Here is a 13976-nt window from a genome sequence, read left to right as displayed (position 1 = left end):
TGTAGCCGCGGGCATGAGCCCGGGCATCGGCTACACGGCACTGGCATTGGTGTCCGCAGCGACTCTGCTGATCGGTTTCTACGGGCTGCGGGTCTCGCGGACCACGAGTGACTTCTATGTGGCCTCCCGGACGGTGAAACCCTGGTGGAATGCCTCGGCGATTGGAGGCGAATACCTCTCCGCGGCGAGTTTCCTGGGCGTGGCCGGACTGATTGTCGCATCCGGCGTGGACGCGCTCTGGTTCCCCATCGGCTATACCGGCGGCTACCTGATGCTCCTGCTCTTCGTGGCGGCTCCGCTGCGCCGGTCCGGTGCCTACACCGTTCCGGACTTCGCCTCCGCCCGGTTGGAATCCCTTCCGATGCGGCGCCTGACCAGCCTGTTGGTGATCGCCATCGGCTGGCTCTACATCGTCCCGCAGCTGCACGGCGCTGCCCTCACCATGCGCATCACCACCGGGCTGCCTGCATGGCTCGGCTGCCTGGTGGTGACCGGCGTCGTCTGCCTGAGCGTGGTAACCGGAGGGATGCGTTCCATCACCTTTGTCCAGGCTTTCCAGTACTGGCTGAAGCTGGTGGCGATAGCCGTACCGGTGCTGTTTATCCTCTTCCGCCTCGCGGGTGACGGCCCGCCCGGCGACGGCGGCACCCAGCTCCTGGCGGAGGCACTGAATCCGGAGACCCACGCCCCGCTGTACCGCAACATTTCGCTGAGCATCGCGCTGCTCTGCGGCACGCTGGGCCTGCCGCACGTGCTGGTCCGCTTCTATACCAACCCCGACGGACCTTCGGCCCGGCGGACCACGCTGATTGTCCTGGGCCTGCTGTCCCTGTTCTACATCTTTCCGATCACTTACGGGGTGCTGGGCAGGATCTATGCTCCGGACCTGGCGGGCGGCGGAGCAGCAGACTCGATGGTGCTGCTACTTCCGGGCCGGGTGTTCGACGGCGTCTCCGGGGATCTCCTGGCGGCGCTGGTAACGGCCGGCGCCTTCGCGGCCTTCCTCTCCACCAGCAGCGGATTGACGGTCTCGCTGGCGGGCGTGATCAGCCAGGAATTCTTCCGCGGGAGTGTGTCCGGGTTCCGCGTCTCCGCGGTGCTGGCCGCCGTCGTACCGCTGGCCGTTGCCCTGCTCACCGAATCCTCCGCCCTGGCCGGGAGCATTGGAATGGTGTTCGCGTTCACCGCGTCCACGCTGTGTCCGCTGTTGGTGCTGGGAATCTGGTGGCGGCGGTTGACGGCCGCCGGAGCCGGAGCCGGGATGTTGACCGGCGGGCTGCTGTGCGGCGGGGCAATGGCCGCCGCGGCCATCCTGCCGCGGGCAGGTGCCGGCGTTCCCGCCTGGATTGAACAGCCCGCAGCCTGGACGGTTCCCGCAGCGTTTGCCGTGATGGTGGTCGTGTCCCGGCTGACCGCCGGATCAGCGCCGCACGGGGCGGCGAAGTTCATGGCGCAGCTGCACACGCCGGAACCTCTGGACCGGCCCCGTCCGGGAACCGGCACAGGGGCGCGCTAGGCCTGCCTAGTCTATGGACGCCATCAGTTCGACCACGCGGTCGAGGAAGGCATCCACCTGGCTTTCCTCGTAGCCCTGCTCGCCCTTGGCCTCACGGAAGACGGCGCGGCGCACCACGTCCACGCTGAGGGGCCGGTCATGTTCGAAGTATCCGAGCAGTTCGTTGCACAGCGCGTCAACGTCCTCGACGTTGTAGCTGGTGACGCGTTTCTTGCCGGGACGGCGGAACCGCTCCCCCGGCTTGCGGTGCAGGCGTGCCCTCAGGACCGCGGACATCCGCCCGATCTGCAGCAGCCAGGCTTCTTCGCCGCGGTCGGCGATCAGGCGGTCCCGTTCCCGCTGGGCGAAAACGTCCTCCAGCCGGTCCAGTGCGGCGTCCACCGCCTGCGGTTCGTAACCGCCCTTCGCCGGGTCGAAGGCCATGGACCGGACGTCCGCACTGGTCACCGGATTAGCCGAGGTGGAATCCGAGTTGTAGTAGTTCCTGGCCTTGGTCAGGAACTCATCGACCTGGCGGATGTTGTAGCCGTAGTCCCGTCGTCCCACGCGTTCGAAAGGGGCACTGGCCTGCCGCACATCGTCCATGAATACATTGTTCCTCTGTGGTTTTTCCCCGCGCAGTGATTGCCGCTGGAACCGGTTGGCCCTACAGGGCTCCTGCCGGGCATCGTCTGAAAACTCTGAAACATCTTACGATGCCAGTACCTCGGACGTGATCCGGCACACCGTCCGTTGCCGGACCGTTACGGTTGCTCCTGCTAGGAAGCCGTCGAGAGCAGCACCGACAGCAGGAACACCACCGGGGAGGCGAAGACCACGGAGTCCAGCCGGTCCATTACTCCGCCGTGTCCCGGCAGGAGGTTGGACATATCCTTCACACCGAGTTCCCGCTTGACCATCGACTCGGAGAAGTCGCCCGCGGTGGCCGCGGCAACTGTCGCCACAGCGAGCACCACGCCGAACCACCAGGGCTGGTCCAGGAACAGGACTGCGGCGCCGACGCCCACGATGGCCGCGCCGACGGCAGAGCCGGCAAAGCCTTCCCACGACTTCTTCGGGCTGATCTTGGGCGCCATCGGGTGCTTGCCGAAGAAGGCACCTACGAGGTAGCCGAAGGTGTCGTTGGAGACCACGAGCAGGAGCAGCACGGCAACGCGGACCTGCCCGTCGGGCTCGCGCAGCAGCAAGAGCGCAAAGCTCAACAGGAACGGCACCCAGAGAACCACGAAGATTCCCGCGAGAATGCTCTGGATCGCTTCGGCAGCGGTGTCGATGCTCCGCCACAGGAGGATGGCCACCGCCGTGGCGACCATCGCGAACGCCAATGCTTCCGTGCCGCCGAAGAACGCCGCGAACGGCAGCGCAACGGAACCGACCAGCACCGGCACCTGCGGAACTTTCATGCCGCGCACTTCGAGTGCACGGTTGACTTCCCAGACACCGACAGCAGCGAAACCGACTGCAATGATCACGATGGCGAACGGGAAAAAGAGCAGCCCGCTAAGCAGTGAGCCGAGCAGGATCACTCCGACAGCGATGGCAGCAGGCAGGTTACGTCCCGCACGCGAGACCTTTACGGGTTTCTCGGCAGTGCGCCGGCCCCGGGCGGCGCGTCCGCCGACCTGTCCTGGATCAGCTGCGCTCATGTCCTTGGCCTTTGCTGCTGCCGGAACTGTCTCGACGGACGGTGAACCGCCAGCCTGGGTTGGAGGCTGGGCGTCACTCATCAGACCTCGAGAAGCTCGGCTTCCTTGCGCTTGAGGAGCTCGTCGATGGAATCCGTGTGCGCCTTCGTCAGTGCATCGAGATCCTTTTCGGCACGAGCGCCGTCGTCCTCGCCCACCTCGCTGTCCTTGACCAGGCGGTCGATGCCGTCCTTGGCCTTGCGGCGGATGTTGCGGACGGAAACCTTTGCGTCCTCAGCCTTGCCGCGGACGATCTTGACGTATTCCTTGCGGCGGTCCTGCGTCAGCTCCGGCATGATGACCCGGATGACCTTGCCGTCGTTGGACGGGTTGGCGCCGACCTCGGAATCGCTCAGCGCCCGTTCGATGGCACGCAGGGCGCTGACATCGTAGGGGGTGATGAGCAGTGTGCGGGCGTCGGGAGTGGCGAAGGATGCCAGCTGCTGCAGCTGCGTCGGGGAACCGTAGTAGTCCACCAGCACCCGGTTGAACAGTGCCGGGTTGGCGCGGCCTGTGCGGACGGAGGCGAAGTCCTCCTTAGCAACTTCCACCGCCTTGTCCATCTTGTCGGCGGCCTCTTTCAAGGTGTCTTCGATCACGGTCTCTCCTCATAAAACAGTGTCCACCAAGCGCTGTCGGCTTAGTGGCCGGACTCTAATATCATCCTAAGCCAAAAGGGTGCGGGTTCCCTGCACCGAGCCTGCGAGGTGTAGGGAAACCCTTTCGGCGCAAAAGGGTGCGGGTTCCCTGCACCGAGCCTGCGAGGTGTAGGGAAACCCTTTCGGCGCAAAAGGGTGCGGGTTCCCTGCACCGAGCCTCGCACTCCCGGTCCGGACCCCGGCCGCGGAGCGGGAATGCCCGGGCCGTTTCCGGTGCGCGTGCAGTCCGGTCCCGGAGGGACCTGGAGGAAGGCGGCTTTAAATTCCGGAGGCCGCCTGCGGCCGAGGGGATTTCGTTGCCGCCGTTCCAGGTCCCGCAGGGACCACCTGCCCAACGCTAGTTCGAAACGATAGTGCCGATCTTCTCGCCGCGGAGGGCGCGGGTTACGTTCCCTTCACCCTCCATGCCGAAGACAACCATGTTCAGGTCATTGTCCTTGCACATGGTCATGGCCGTCTGGTCCATAACGCGGATGTCCTGGCGCAGGGCGTCGTCGTACGTCAGGGTCTCCAGCCGCACTGCGGTGGAATCCTTGTTCGGATCGGCAGTGTAGACACCGTCCACTCCGCTCTTGGCCATCAGCACCTCGTCTGCGTGGACTTCCAGCGCACGCTGGGCGGCCACCGTGTCAGTGGAGAAGTACGGCAGGCCTGCGCCGGCACCGAAGATGACCACACGGCCCTTTTCCAGGTGCCGGATGGCGCGCCGCGGAATGTAGGCCTCGGCCACCTGTCCCATGGTGATGGCGCTCTGCACACGGGTTTCGACGCCGGCCTGCTCCAGGAAGTCCTGCAGCGCGAGGCAGTTCATCACGGTGCCGAGCATGCCCATGTAGTCCGCACGGGAGCGGTCCATGCCGCTGGTGGACAGCTCCGCACCGCGGAAAAAGTTGCCGCCGCCGACGACGATAGCCACCTCAACCTCGCCGACGGTTGCAGCGATCTGCTTGGCCACTGCCCGCACGGTATCCGGATCCACACCGAGCTTGCCGCCGCCGAACACCTCTCCCGAGAGCTTCAGCAGGACGCGTCGTCGCGGGGAATCGGTTTCTTTCAATACGTGGGCCATTGTGCCTCCCGGGCATAGGTGCTGGTGCTGCTTTAAGACTAGTGAGCTGTTCTGGACAGGCAAAAGGGGTGGTCACCCGTGGTGACCACCCCCTTTGTCATGATGAGGTTTCCGTCGAAACCGTTGTTACCTAACTAATTAGGCGCCTACACGGAAGCGGGCGAAGCCGGCCGGTGCAACACCGGCTTCTTCGAGAACCTTGCCCACGGTCTTCTTGGCGTCCTTGGCGAACGGCTGGTCCACCAGGACGATTTCCTTGAAGAAACCGGTCAGGCGGCCTTCAACGATCTTCGGCAGTGCGCCCTCGGGCTTGCCCTCGGCGCGTGCCGTCTCGTCAGCGATGCGGCGTTCGTTCTCAACCGTTTCAGCCGGAACTTCGTCGCGGGTCAGGTAGGTCGGAGCGTATGCAGCGGTGTGCACGGCCACGTCGTGGGCGGCGGTAGCGGCTTCTGCACCTTCGCCGTCAACGGCGAACAGCACGCCGACCTGCGCCGGAAGATCCTTGGAGGTCTTGTGCAGGTACGCATCAACGGTCTTGCCTTCGATGCGTGCCACGCGGCGGACAACAACCTTCTCGCCCAGGATGGCGCCTTCTTCGACTACGACCTCGGACAGCGGCTTGCCGTCGACGTTGTAGGCGAGGAGGGTTTCGGCGTCGGCAGCAGCAGATTCAACTGCCGTGGCCAGGACCTTGTCCGCCAGTTCGATGAACTTCGGGGACTTGGCAACGAAGTCGGTCTCGCAGTTGAGTTCGATCATGACGCCAACCGTGCCGTCGATGACCTTGGCGGCAACCAGGCCTTCAGCGGTGGAACGGCCTTCACGCTTGGTCGCGCCCTTCAGGCCCTTGATGCGGATAAGCTCCATGGCCTTGTCGGCATCGCCGTTAGCCTCGTCCAGAGCCTTCTTCACATCCATCATGCCTGCGCCGGTGCGCTCGCGCAGTGCCTTGATATCAGCAGCAGTGTAGTTCGCCATTTGGACTCCAGTCCTCCCGTAATAAGTATTGGTGCGGTTCTGCCAGTGCGGCTGGCCGGTAAACCGGCCAGCCGCACCACAACCCATGTCCAGGGGATGAATTCCCCCGGACTAAGGAAATACGTTCTTTACTTCTCGGTTACTTCAGCTGCCGGGGCGTCGACGATGGCGTCAACGTCAGCGGCGGGAGCTTCGGCGGCCGGAGCAGCTTCGGCAGCGGGAGCTTCAGCAGCGGCGTCAGCGGCCGGGGTCTCAGCAGCACCTTCGAGGAGCTCGCGCTCCCACTCGGCCAGCGGCTCGGCCGGGGCTTCCGTGTTGCCGGACTTGTTGTGGCGGACGATCAGGCCCTCGGCCACGGCGTCGGCAATGACGCGCGTCAGCAGGTTCACGGAGCGGATGGCGTCGTCGTTGCCCGGGATCGGGAAGTCGACGTCGTCCGGGTCGCAGTTGCTGTCGAGGATGGCAACAACGGGGATGTTCAGCTTCTTGGCCTCGTCAATGGCGAGGTGTTCCTTCTGCGTGTCAACAATCCAGAGCAGGGACGGAGCCTTGGTCAGGTTGCGGATACCGCCGAGGTTGGTTTCCAGCTTCGTCAGTTCACGACGAAGGAGCAGCAGCTCCTTCTTGGTGTGACCGGAAGCGGCGACGTCCTCGAAGTTGATCTCTTCGAGTTCCTTCATGCGCTGGATCCGCTTGGCGACAGTCTGGAAGTTGGTGAGCATGCCACCGAGCCAGCGCTGGTTGACGTAGGGCTGGCCAACACGGGTGGCCTGCTCTGCGATAGCTTCCTGTGCCTGCTTCTTAGTACCGACGAACAGGACGGTTCCGCCGTGGGCCACAGTGGCCTTGACGAACTCGAACGCACGGTCGATGTAGGACAGCGACTGCTGCAGGTCAATGATGTAGATGCCGTTGCGCTCGGTGAAGATGAAACGCTTCATCTTCGGGTTCCAACGGCGGGTCTGGTGACCAAAGTGAACGCCGCTGTCGAGCAGCTGGCGCATTGTAACGACGGGCATGTCGTCACTCCTTCCGGCAGCAGCCGTGCGCACGGCGCACTGGTCCTACTGCCTATTGACGGTTTTAGCTGTACGCCCGGGCGGGCGAAGCTCCTGGTATCCATCAGCCGCTGCCCCGTAGGAGCTGCGGCGCGCTTCCCCTGCCGGCGTTTGCCGGACCGTTGGAGACGCACCCCCGGTGACGGGGATAATTGGGATACGCGTAGTCAGCTTCCGTGCCTGTGGGCTGAACCCGGTGGACTGAATCCGGCCGGAGAAACCCGGGACCGGTCCTGAACTAAAACGTCCGGGCAGGTCCCATGGCACAGCAAGCTGCTCCGTCAAGTGTACTACAGCGCCGGACCCCTGCCATCCGGCGTCGTCCTTTCCTCCCCACCCGGCTTCCGGTCCCCGCAATCCCACAGGGCGCTCCGGGGAATCCACGACGGAAGCCTGCGTGGATGCACTGTTGCTCCATGAAGCGAACACATGCCCTGCTGCTCGCAGCGGTATTGGCCGTCTTTGTCCCCGGGGCTGCGGCAGCCGGCCCGCACTCTGCTGCCACTGCCACTGCCAGTGCCACTGCCTATTCCCCGCCCTGGACCTGGCCACTGGATCCGGTGCCTGCCCTCCTCCGACCCTTCGATCCCCCGGCCCAGCCATGGCTGGCGGGGCACCGCGGTATCGACGTCGCCGCCGCCGAGGGCTCCGCCGTCCTGGCTCCTGCGGACGGGCGCGTCATTTTTGCCCGCCGGGTGGTGGACCGGCCGGTCCTGACTATTGACCACGGGGGTGGCTTGAAGAGCAGTTTCGAACCGGTCGAGGCTTCCGTGCCGGTGGGCACCGTCGTGTCCAAGGGAACGGCGGTGGGGTCCGTCCGGGCGGGATCGCACTGCGGTCCGGGATGCATGCATTGGGGCGTCCGACTGAACGGGGAGTACATGGATCCGCTCGCTTATGTGTCCGACCGGCGGCCCTCGGTACTCCTTCCGGTGGGGCGATCTACTCAGCAGATGTCAGGCCAGGTGCCTTCCGATACCGCCGATGTCCCGGCACCGACCCCGCACGGCATCCTCCGCCGTCGAGCACCGCCGTCGACCCGGCCGCACCGCCGTCCCGTACCGCCGTCGGCACGGCCGGTTAAACGTCCCGGTTAAACGTCCCGGCCGGACCCTTTGCAGGATCCGGCCGGGGTTCTTTGCTGGTCTAGCGGACGTTGATTCCTTGCCTGGCTACACGAATGCAGCCACGCCGGTGATCGCCCGTCCGGTGACCAGGGTATTGATCTCGTACGTGCCTTCGTACGAGTAGATGGCCTCCGCGTCAGCGAAGATCTTGGCCATGCCGTAGTCGGTGACAATGCCGTTTCCGCCCAGGATGCTGCGGCCCAGGGCAACGGACTCGCGCATGCGGGCCGTGGTGAAGGCCTTGGCGAGGGCGGACTGTTCGTCCTTGGCCTGCCCGAGGTCTTCGAGCTGCGCCAGGCGGACCATCATGCCCAGCGAGGCGACGGTGTTGCCCAGGATCTTCACCAGCTGTTCCTGCACCAGCTGGAAGGATGCCAGCGGCTTGCCGAACTGCTTGCGCTCGACCGCGTACTTGCGGGCGACGTCGAACGCAGCCATCTGCTGGCCCACAGCCTGCCAGGCCACGGCCAGGCGGGTGACCTTCAGGACCTTGTTGGTGTCGCGGAAGCTGTTTGCGCCCTTGAGGTGGAAGTCGTCGCTCACCACTACGTTGTCGAGGACAATGTCAGCGTTCTGGACCGTGCGCAGGGCGATCTTGTTTTCAATCTTCGTCGCCGTGTAGCCGGGGGTCTTGGTGTCGACCAGGAAACCCTTGACCTGGTTGTCCTCGAGGTCGCGGGCGTAGATAACCACCCAGTCGGAGAAGGTCGCGTTGCCGATCCAGCGCTTTTCACCGTTGAGGATCCAGTTGTCCCCCTCGCGGCGGGCGGTAGTGCGGGTGCCGCCGGCAACGTCGGATCCGCCCAGCGGTTCCGTCAGGCCGAAGGCGCCGATCTTCTTCATGGCGTAGATGTCCGGCAGCCAGGCTGCCTTCTGCTCCTCGGAGGCCAGGGCCTCGATGGATCCGGTGAAGAGACCGTCGTGGACACCCATGAAGGTGGCGAAGGACGTGTCCGCGCGCGTCATCTCTGCATGGCAGAGGCCGGCGAAAAGGTTGGAGTAGCCCTGTCGGTAAACCGGGCTCATAACGTCCAGTTCGGCAATCTTGGGGATCATGTGGTGCGGGAATTCCCCGGCGTTCCACCAATCAGCGGCATGCGGCTTGACCTCGGCGGCAAGCCAGGCACGGATCTCGTGCAGGCGGTCGCGCTCCTTGTCGGTGAGCAGGTCCTCGAATGCGTAGAAGTCGCCGTCCGGGTACGGAAGGTTGTCGACGTCGATAATTCCCATGGAAAAATGTCCTTAGCTGCTGATCATCGGTGATCCGCTGGTGCCCATCCGGGAACCGGCTGAGCCCATGTTACCCACCAGTAACAACGATCACAACGTCTGCGGAAAATTGTCTCCGACGGCGTGCTGCGGCTTGAGCCCACTCGTAGTACAGATAACGGGCTTTTCGGGTGCCGCATGCGCTTCGATGTACAGCTAACGGGCTTATGCGGCCCCCGAAGCCCCGTTAGCTGTACAACCAATGCCCAGCCGGCGGCTGAAGCGCTCCGCCGGTATTGCCAGGCAAAAGAAAACACCCCGGTCCGAAGACCGGGGCGTTACTCATGTCGCGACGGAACGATGTCTCGACTCATCACAGGGTAGGGCTGGTGGGGCTTGAACCCACGACCCACGGATTAGGGGTGTGGTTTCCACCCGCATCCACACCACCCCATAGCCCTACATTCGGCGGGCCGCGTTCGACCGATTCCTATCCACGAGAACCCCCTATATAAGAGGTCGCTCCACGGACTTTTCGATGACTAACCGATGACTTTCCGATGACTTTCCGATGACTTTCCGATGACTTTCCGATGACTAGCCGGACACGTCTTTGCGGGGTGCGAACATATCCAGGATGTGCGTGGAATCCGGCGCCATACGGTCCCGCTCAATGTAGTAGCGGCGCGTGATCGCATCCGATGAATGGCCCAGCTGGCGGGACGCCACCAAAGACCCAAGCTCCCGGTCCAACAGGGTCGCGACCGCCTTCCGGAAGCTCGACGGCTTCACCCAGTCGAACTCCTCGCCGCGGGCCGAACGCCACTGCCGGCGGAAGTTCGCCGGATCCACGACCGTGCCCCGCCGGGACGGGAAGACCAGGCCCAGCGGATTCGCCGCCGGATCATCCGCCAGCTTCCGCTTCGCCAGCACAGCGACAGCGAACCCGGGCAAGGGCAGCTCGCGGAGCCCATGCTCGGACTTCGGGAACGGCTGCCGGTAAAGGCCGGTGCTGCTGGTCCGGCGCACGGTCCCGGTCACGGTCGCGGTCGGCGGCGTCGCGTGCAGGTCGAGGTCTTCCCACCGGAGCGCCAGCAGCTCCCCCGGCCGCAGCCCGGTCGCAACGAACAGATCAACCTTGTCGGAGAGGTCCTGCGACTTGTGCCCGTCGGAGTCCTGCCACTGGGCGACGTTCTCCCGGAGCCGGTTCACCTCGTCCAGGGTGAGTGCCCGGATCGTGGTCTTCGGCAGGGCAGGGCGCTCGGATTCCCGGACAGGGTTCGTGTCGATGGCGTCGTGCCGGACGGCCATCCCGAACATGAGTGACAGGACGACCCGGCAGGCCTTGGCGGCGTGAGGGCCGCCGCGCTGCACGGTCATGGGCCGGCCGTTCGTGCGGACCATCTTCACCTGCCGCGGCTTCATTACCTCGGTCAGGAAGTCCTCCACCCTGCCGGTCGTTATCTCGGCCAGGCGGACCTGCCCGAGCATCGGCTTGATGTGCGCGTCGATCTGCTGCCGGTAGTTGTCCATCGTGCCGGGAGCCCTGTCGAGGGTGGCGTACCAGCGTTCGGCGAGGTCTTCGACCCGGGAGTTGGCGTTGAGCGCGACGTCCCCGCCCTGCTTCTGCTTGAGCTTCGCCTGCAGGGCGCGCTTCGCCAGTGTCTCCGTCCGGCCCTGCGCGGTGACGACCTTCGACTTCCCGTCCCGGCCCCGCACCCATGCCTGCGCCCGCCAAACCTCGGGTGTCGTGTCTGTGCGCTCTTTCAGTTTCCGTGCCGAGATGTTGCCGTGTTCCCCGATGGACATCACCGGGCGTCCAGTGCGCGGCATCGTTTCCCCTTTATATGGCTTTCGCCATGGACAGTTGCTTCTGCAGGTGGCGCCGGTCCTTGCCGGAGAGTGCCCGGACGTAGGTGTCGACGTCGGTCGGCATGACTTCCAGGATGGAGGCGACGCCGGCGACCCGGTCCGCTTCGAGTACTGCTGCCATGAAGCGGTCGTGGTCGATGAGTTGGCGGGCGGCCCAGACGGATGCCTGCCACTCGTATTTCGGGATACTCCCCCGGTGCCTGTAGTGGGCGTGTCCGAGTTCGTGGGCGAGCGTGGAACGGTATTGGATGGGCGGCAGACCTGGGAGGAGCGTGATGCTGTGGTGCTGGTGCGAATATGCGCCCCACCATCCGCCAGGCAGGATGCCTTCGCGGATGCCGACCCCCAAGTCAGCGGCGATTAGATCGAGGTGCATGCAGTGCACGCTACTGGCCGAGACTGACAGTTTTCCTACTCAGGTAGTTGGTACGGGTCAACGCCGGGCTCGCCCTTGAATGCGGCGAGGTCCAGCTCGTCCTGCGCGGGGGCGGTTTCCTCAGTGCTGTGGTCGGATTCGTCCTGCAGGTAGAGCATTTCCCGGGCCATGCTCAGGAGTAGGTCCTGGGCGGACTGGGGCAGGCGGCCGGCGCCGACGATGAGGAGGGAGTCTGGGTCGTCGGTGGAGGTCACGTTGATACCGAGGGACTTCGCCAGGGCGGCGAGGACGGTCATCACGGAGACGTTGAGGCCTTGGGAGAGGCCTTGGATGGTGGGCGGGTCCGGGAAGGACTTGATCGGGCGGGTGACCATTTGATGCAGCCGCTTGTCAGACGGGACGCCCCCGCAGTCACGGGATAGGCGTTCGTAGGAGCGGGCTCCTTTGCGGTCCAGGATGAGGCGTTCGATGCCTCCGGAGACGTGTTTCGTTGTCATGGGGTAGAGCCTCACTGTTATGGCGCGGGGTGGCAAGCGGGTAGTTGATGAATGTGCCTACCAGCGTTTTCCCTCAGATTCTAGCGTTAGTGCCTACTAATGAACCAAGCACTTGACCTACAGCCGCATGGTTTCTAGGGACTTTTGTAACTAGCGCTTGACAGAGCCGCCTAGCGGTAGGCATACTCAAACCACGTTGTTGCTTGACAGATAGTCGCCTACCACGAGAGAATAGGAACCACGAAGTGATCATGCGAAAACGCCGACCATCATGGCCGAAGGGGACATACATGCGAGTTAGCCAGGACAGGCTGCGGGCCTACGTACTGACGAAGGACGACATGGATCTGATCAACTCAGGCCGGGCCGACAGGGTCGACGGGCGGAAGATCAGCCAGCGACTCCTGGCCGAGAAGGCCGGCGTCACCTCCGGCTTCATCAACCACCTGACGAGCGGGCGGCGCAAGAGCTGCACACCCGAGGTGGCGGAACGCATCGCGGAGGCTCTTGAAATCCCGGTGCGTGCCCTTTTTGACCCCGAAATCTCAACTGTCAGTGGAGTTTCTACCCAGCAGCGCAATACACAGCAGCCGATAGCGGCGTAGATGCCGACGAAGACAAAGGCGTCTCCCACGCAGAAGCTCCGGAACCTGATCGAAGGTGTCCGCTTCGGCTTGGTCGACGCCGACGACCTGCACAACGAACTACTCGAACTCGAACGGGAGCAGAAGCTTCCGCTCACCGAACCGGAAGAAGACTGATATGACCGCCGCCGTTCTGGAGGACACGTCCTGGAAGTCGGACGCACTGGACCTCATCGCCAAGGTTGCCGAGTCCGGACAGGACTTCGACGCCTACACCCTGCAGGAGGAACACGGACTCCGGCAGCCGCCTCACCCGAACATGTGGGGCGCGCTGTTCCGATCCGCTTACTCCGCACAGATCATCACACCGATTGGCTTCCACCAGTCACAGCGGCCGGGCCGTGCTGGCGGAGTCTGCCGGATATGGCGGGGCCTCCCCAATGGCACCTACCGGATGGCGGCTGCTTGATGGAGAAGTTCCTGACCACGGAAGGCGTCGCAGAAACACTGGGCGTCGCACCCGGGACCGTCGAGAACTGGCGGTACAAGCAGGAGGGCCCGGAGTACGTGAAGCTCGGCACGAAACGATCCAGCCCGGTCCGTTACCGCGAGTCCGCAGTCGTGGCCTACCTGGATTCCCTGCCCACCGCCGCATAACCCCCAAACAAAAGGAAGCCCCCGGGTGGCACCCCGAGGACTTCGCAGCCATCACACACCTAGGAGTAATGATGACCAGCACCAACGATACCGAACTTGTCCGACTGGACCGCACGGAGGCGGACATTGTCGTCCGCCACCTGACCGGCGAGTACCACAACCGGCACGGCGTCGATAACTCGGGCCGCCTGGAGTACTTCGCCGCGAAGCTGTCCTGGCAGATCGGCGGGGACAACACCCGGAGCTTCCGCGATTACCTCGTGGACGCACTCCGGGCCTTCGAAGGCCTCATGGACATTTACTGGGGCGATCAGCCGCACGACCTCCGGGACCAGTACGAGTCCGACCTCAACATCGCGGTGAATGGCGCTTTGGACGCGGCGGGCTTCCCGGCCGGCATGATCCTCCGCTCCGGTGAGCAGCTGCCCGTAGCCCTGCCGGTCGCGGCATGAGCGCACATGCTGCCGGATGGACCCCGGCCCGCAGGCTCGCCGACCGGTTCATTGGCCGGGAACGACCCGGGAAGCACCACCCGATCTGGGATGCGCAGTTGGGACCCGAATGGGTGCCGATGAGCCGCGGCGGGGTTATTCACCAGCCTCGCTTCGATGCCCTCGCCGCTCAGATGTTCGGGGGCACCCGTGCTGCCTGACTCCATCGCCCTCCTCCTGGCCGTCGGCTTCTGGATG

18 protein-coding genes are annotated in these 13976 nt (G+C 64.4%); 8 read left to right on the top strand and 10 right to left on the bottom strand.

What is annotated here, in order from left to right; all coding sequences use genetic code 11:
- Nucleotides 1-13 precede the first annotated feature (13 nt).
- A complete protein-coding gene (locus tag N2K98_RS05830; RefSeq protein WP_255866475.1) occupies nucleotides 14-1516 on the top strand; it encodes a sodium/solute symporter in 1503 nt (500 codons plus the stop codon).
- A gap of 6 nt (nucleotides 1517-1522) precedes the next feature.
- Here the strand turns inward: N2K98_RS05830 and N2K98_RS05825 are convergent, their stop codons facing one another.
- The 6 genes from N2K98_RS05825 to rpsB form a co-directional block, all read right to left on the bottom strand.
- Nucleotides 1523-2101 carry a DivIVA domain-containing protein gene (locus tag N2K98_RS05825; RefSeq protein WP_229953200.1) on the bottom strand — a complete coding sequence of 193 codons (579 nt, stop codon included), beginning with the start codon at nucleotides 2099-2101 and terminating at the stop codon, nucleotides 1523-1525.
- 173 nt (nucleotides 2102-2274) lie between these two features.
- Nucleotides 2275-3162, bottom strand: coding sequence for a phosphatidate cytidylyltransferase (locus tag N2K98_RS05820; protein ID WP_255798955.1), 888 nt, complete (start codon nucleotides 3160-3162; stop codon nucleotides 2275-2277).
- An 80-nt stretch (nucleotides 3163-3242) separates the two neighbouring features.
- The gene (gene frr, locus N2K98_RS05815) at nucleotides 3243-3800 is read right to left on the bottom strand and encodes a ribosome recycling factor (RefSeq protein WP_255798954.1); all 558 of its coding nucleotides are present in this window, start codon (nucleotides 3798-3800) and stop codon (nucleotides 3243-3245) included.
- 397 nt (nucleotides 3801-4197) lie between these two features.
- Nucleotides 4198-4917: a UMP kinase gene (gene pyrH, locus N2K98_RS05810; RefSeq protein ID WP_308219743.1), complete on the bottom strand. Its 720-nt coding sequence runs from the start codon at nucleotides 4915-4917 to the stop codon at nucleotides 4198-4200.
- Between the two features lie 150 nt (nucleotides 4918-5067).
- Nucleotides 5068-5907, bottom strand: a complete 840-nt coding sequence (tsf, locus tag N2K98_RS05805; protein ID WP_229953203.1) for a translation elongation factor Ts — start codon at nucleotides 5905-5907, stop codon at nucleotides 5068-5070.
- A 128-nt stretch (nucleotides 5908-6035) separates the two neighbouring features.
- Nucleotides 6036-6926, bottom strand: a complete 891-nt coding sequence (rpsB, locus tag N2K98_RS05800) for a 30S ribosomal protein S2 (protein ID WP_229953204.1) — start codon at nucleotides 6924-6926, stop codon at nucleotides 6036-6038.
- A gap of 455 nt (nucleotides 6927-7381) precedes the next feature.
- Between rpsB and N2K98_RS05795 the strand changes: the two genes are divergently transcribed.
- Nucleotides 7382-8062, top strand: a complete 681-nt coding sequence (locus N2K98_RS05795) for a M23 family metallopeptidase (RefSeq protein ID WP_255866464.1) — start codon at nucleotides 7382-7384, stop codon at nucleotides 8060-8062.
- 75 nt (nucleotides 8063-8137) lie between these two features.
- Here N2K98_RS05795 and N2K98_RS05790 read toward each other — a convergent pair whose 3' ends face one another.
- From N2K98_RS05790 to N2K98_RS05775, 4 genes are all read right to left on the bottom strand, one after another.
- On the bottom strand, nucleotides 8138-9322 hold the full coding sequence (locus tag N2K98_RS05790) for an acyl-CoA dehydrogenase family protein (protein ID WP_229953206.1): 1185 nt from the start codon (nucleotides 9320-9322) through the stop codon (nucleotides 8138-8140).
- Between the two features lie 576 nt (nucleotides 9323-9898).
- Entirely contained in the window at nucleotides 9899-11134 is a 1236-nt protein-coding gene (locus N2K98_RS05785; RefSeq protein ID WP_255866585.1) for a site-specific integrase, read from the bottom strand.
- A gap of 10 nt (nucleotides 11135-11144) precedes the next feature.
- Nucleotides 11145-11549: an ImmA/IrrE family metallo-endopeptidase gene (locus tag N2K98_RS05780; RefSeq protein ID WP_255866586.1), complete on the bottom strand. Its 405-nt coding sequence runs from the start codon at nucleotides 11547-11549 to the stop codon at nucleotides 11145-11147.
- A gap of 35 nt (nucleotides 11550-11584) precedes the next feature.
- Entirely contained in the window at nucleotides 11585-12046 is a 462-nt protein-coding gene (locus N2K98_RS05775) for a hypothetical protein (RefSeq protein WP_255866587.1), read from the bottom strand.
- Nucleotides 12047-12336: 290 nt separating this feature from the next.
- On the opposite strand from N2K98_RS05775, the gene N2K98_RS05770 reads away from it, so the two are divergent.
- The 6 genes from N2K98_RS05770 to N2K98_RS05745 all read left to right on the top strand — a co-directional run bounded on the left by N2K98_RS05770 (nucleotide 12337) and on the right by N2K98_RS05745 (nucleotide 13939).
- A complete protein-coding gene (locus N2K98_RS05770) occupies nucleotides 12337-12651 on the top strand; it encodes a helix-turn-helix transcriptional regulator (RefSeq protein ID WP_255866588.1) in 315 nt (104 codons plus the stop codon).
- Nucleotides 12652-12807, top strand: a complete 156-nt coding sequence (locus N2K98_RS05765; RefSeq protein WP_255866589.1) for a hypothetical protein — start codon at nucleotides 12652-12654, stop codon at nucleotides 12805-12807.
- Nucleotide 12808: 1 nt separating this feature from the next.
- Nucleotides 12809-13099 carry a hypothetical protein gene (locus N2K98_RS05760; protein ID WP_255866590.1) on the top strand — a complete coding sequence of 97 codons (291 nt, stop codon included), beginning with the start codon at nucleotides 12809-12811 and terminating at the stop codon, nucleotides 13097-13099.
- Nucleotides 13099-13287 (top strand): helix-turn-helix transcriptional regulator, encoded by a 189-nt coding sequence (locus tag N2K98_RS05755; RefSeq protein WP_407080024.1) that lies wholly within the window; start codon nucleotides 13099-13101, stop codon nucleotides 13285-13287. The genes N2K98_RS05760 and N2K98_RS05755 overlap by 1 nt, the downstream gene beginning before the upstream one ends.
- 68 nt (nucleotides 13288-13355) lie before the next feature.
- The gene (locus tag N2K98_RS05750) at nucleotides 13356-13739 is read left to right on the top strand and encodes a hypothetical protein (RefSeq protein ID WP_255866592.1); all 384 of its coding nucleotides are present in this window, start codon (nucleotides 13356-13358) and stop codon (nucleotides 13737-13739) included.
- The gene (locus N2K98_RS05745) at nucleotides 13736-13939 is read left to right on the top strand and encodes a hypothetical protein (RefSeq protein WP_255866593.1); all 204 of its coding nucleotides are present in this window, start codon (nucleotides 13736-13738) and stop codon (nucleotides 13937-13939) included. Before N2K98_RS05750 ends, N2K98_RS05745 begins: the two co-directional genes overlap by 4 nt.
- The last annotated feature ends 37 nt before the right edge of the window (nucleotides 13940-13976 follow it).

The organism is Arthrobacter jinronghuae (assembly GCF_025244825.1).
GTDB lineage: Bacteria > Actinomycetota > Actinomycetes > Actinomycetales > Micrococcaceae > Arthrobacter_B > Arthrobacter_B jinronghuae.
The sequence above is the reverse complement of the archived record's forward strand: the minus strand, read 5'-3'. Positions and strand labels throughout refer to the sequence as shown.

Bases quoted from the DNA above. Each gene is read 5' to 3' on its own strand.
- N2K98_RS05825 (WP_229953200.1), bottom strand. From the start codon at position 2,101: ATGGACGATGTGCGGCAGGCCAGTGCCCCTTTCGAACGCGTGGGACGA.
- N2K98_RS05820 (WP_255798955.1), bottom strand. From the start codon at position 3,162: ATGAGCGCAGCTGATCCAGGACAGGTCGGCGGACGCGCCGCCCGGGGC.
- N2K98_RS05745 (WP_255866593.1), top strand. From the start codon at position 13,736: ATGAGCGCACATGCTGCCGGATGGACCCCGGCCCGCAGGCTCGCCGAC.
- N2K98_RS05775 (WP_255866587.1), bottom strand. From the start codon at position 12,046: ATGACAACGAAACACGTCTCCGGAGGCATCGAACGCCTCATCCTGGAC.
- N2K98_RS05785 (WP_255866585.1), bottom strand. From the start codon at position 11,134: ATGCCGCGCACTGGACGCCCGGTGATGTCCATCGGGGAACACGGCAAC.
- N2K98_RS05780 (WP_255866586.1), bottom strand. From the start codon at position 11,549: ATGCACCTCGATCTAATCGCCGCTGACTTGGGGGTCGGCATCCGCGAA.
- N2K98_RS05770 (WP_255866588.1), top strand. From the start codon at position 12,337: ATGCGAGTTAGCCAGGACAGGCTGCGGGCCTACGTACTGACGAAGGAC.
- N2K98_RS05760 (WP_255866590.1), top strand. From the start codon at position 12,809: ATGACCGCCGCCGTTCTGGAGGACACGTCCTGGAAGTCGGACGCACTG.
- N2K98_RS05765 (WP_255866589.1), top strand. From the start codon at position 12,652: ATGCCGACGAAGACAAAGGCGTCTCCCACGCAGAAGCTCCGGAACCTG.
- N2K98_RS05830 (WP_255866475.1), top strand. From the start codon at position 14: ATGAGCCCGGGCATCGGCTACACGGCACTGGCATTGGTGTCCGCAGCG.
- tsf (WP_229953203.1), bottom strand. From the start codon at position 5,907: ATGGCGAACTACACTGCTGCTGATATCAAGGCACTGCGCGAGCGCACC.
- N2K98_RS05755 (WP_407080024.1), top strand. From the start codon at position 13,099: ATGGAGAAGTTCCTGACCACGGAAGGCGTCGCAGAAACACTGGGCGTC.
- rpsB (WP_229953204.1), bottom strand. From the start codon at position 6,926: ATGCCCGTCGTTACAATGCGCCAGCTGCTCGACAGCGGCGTTCACTTT.
- N2K98_RS05795 (WP_255866464.1), top strand. From the start codon at position 7,382: ATGAAGCGAACACATGCCCTGCTGCTCGCAGCGGTATTGGCCGTCTTT.
- N2K98_RS05790 (WP_229953206.1), bottom strand. From the start codon at position 9,322: ATGGGAATTATCGACGTCGACAACCTTCCGTACCCGGACGGCGACTTC.
- N2K98_RS05750 (WP_255866592.1), top strand. From the start codon at position 13,356: ATGATGACCAGCACCAACGATACCGAACTTGTCCGACTGGACCGCACG.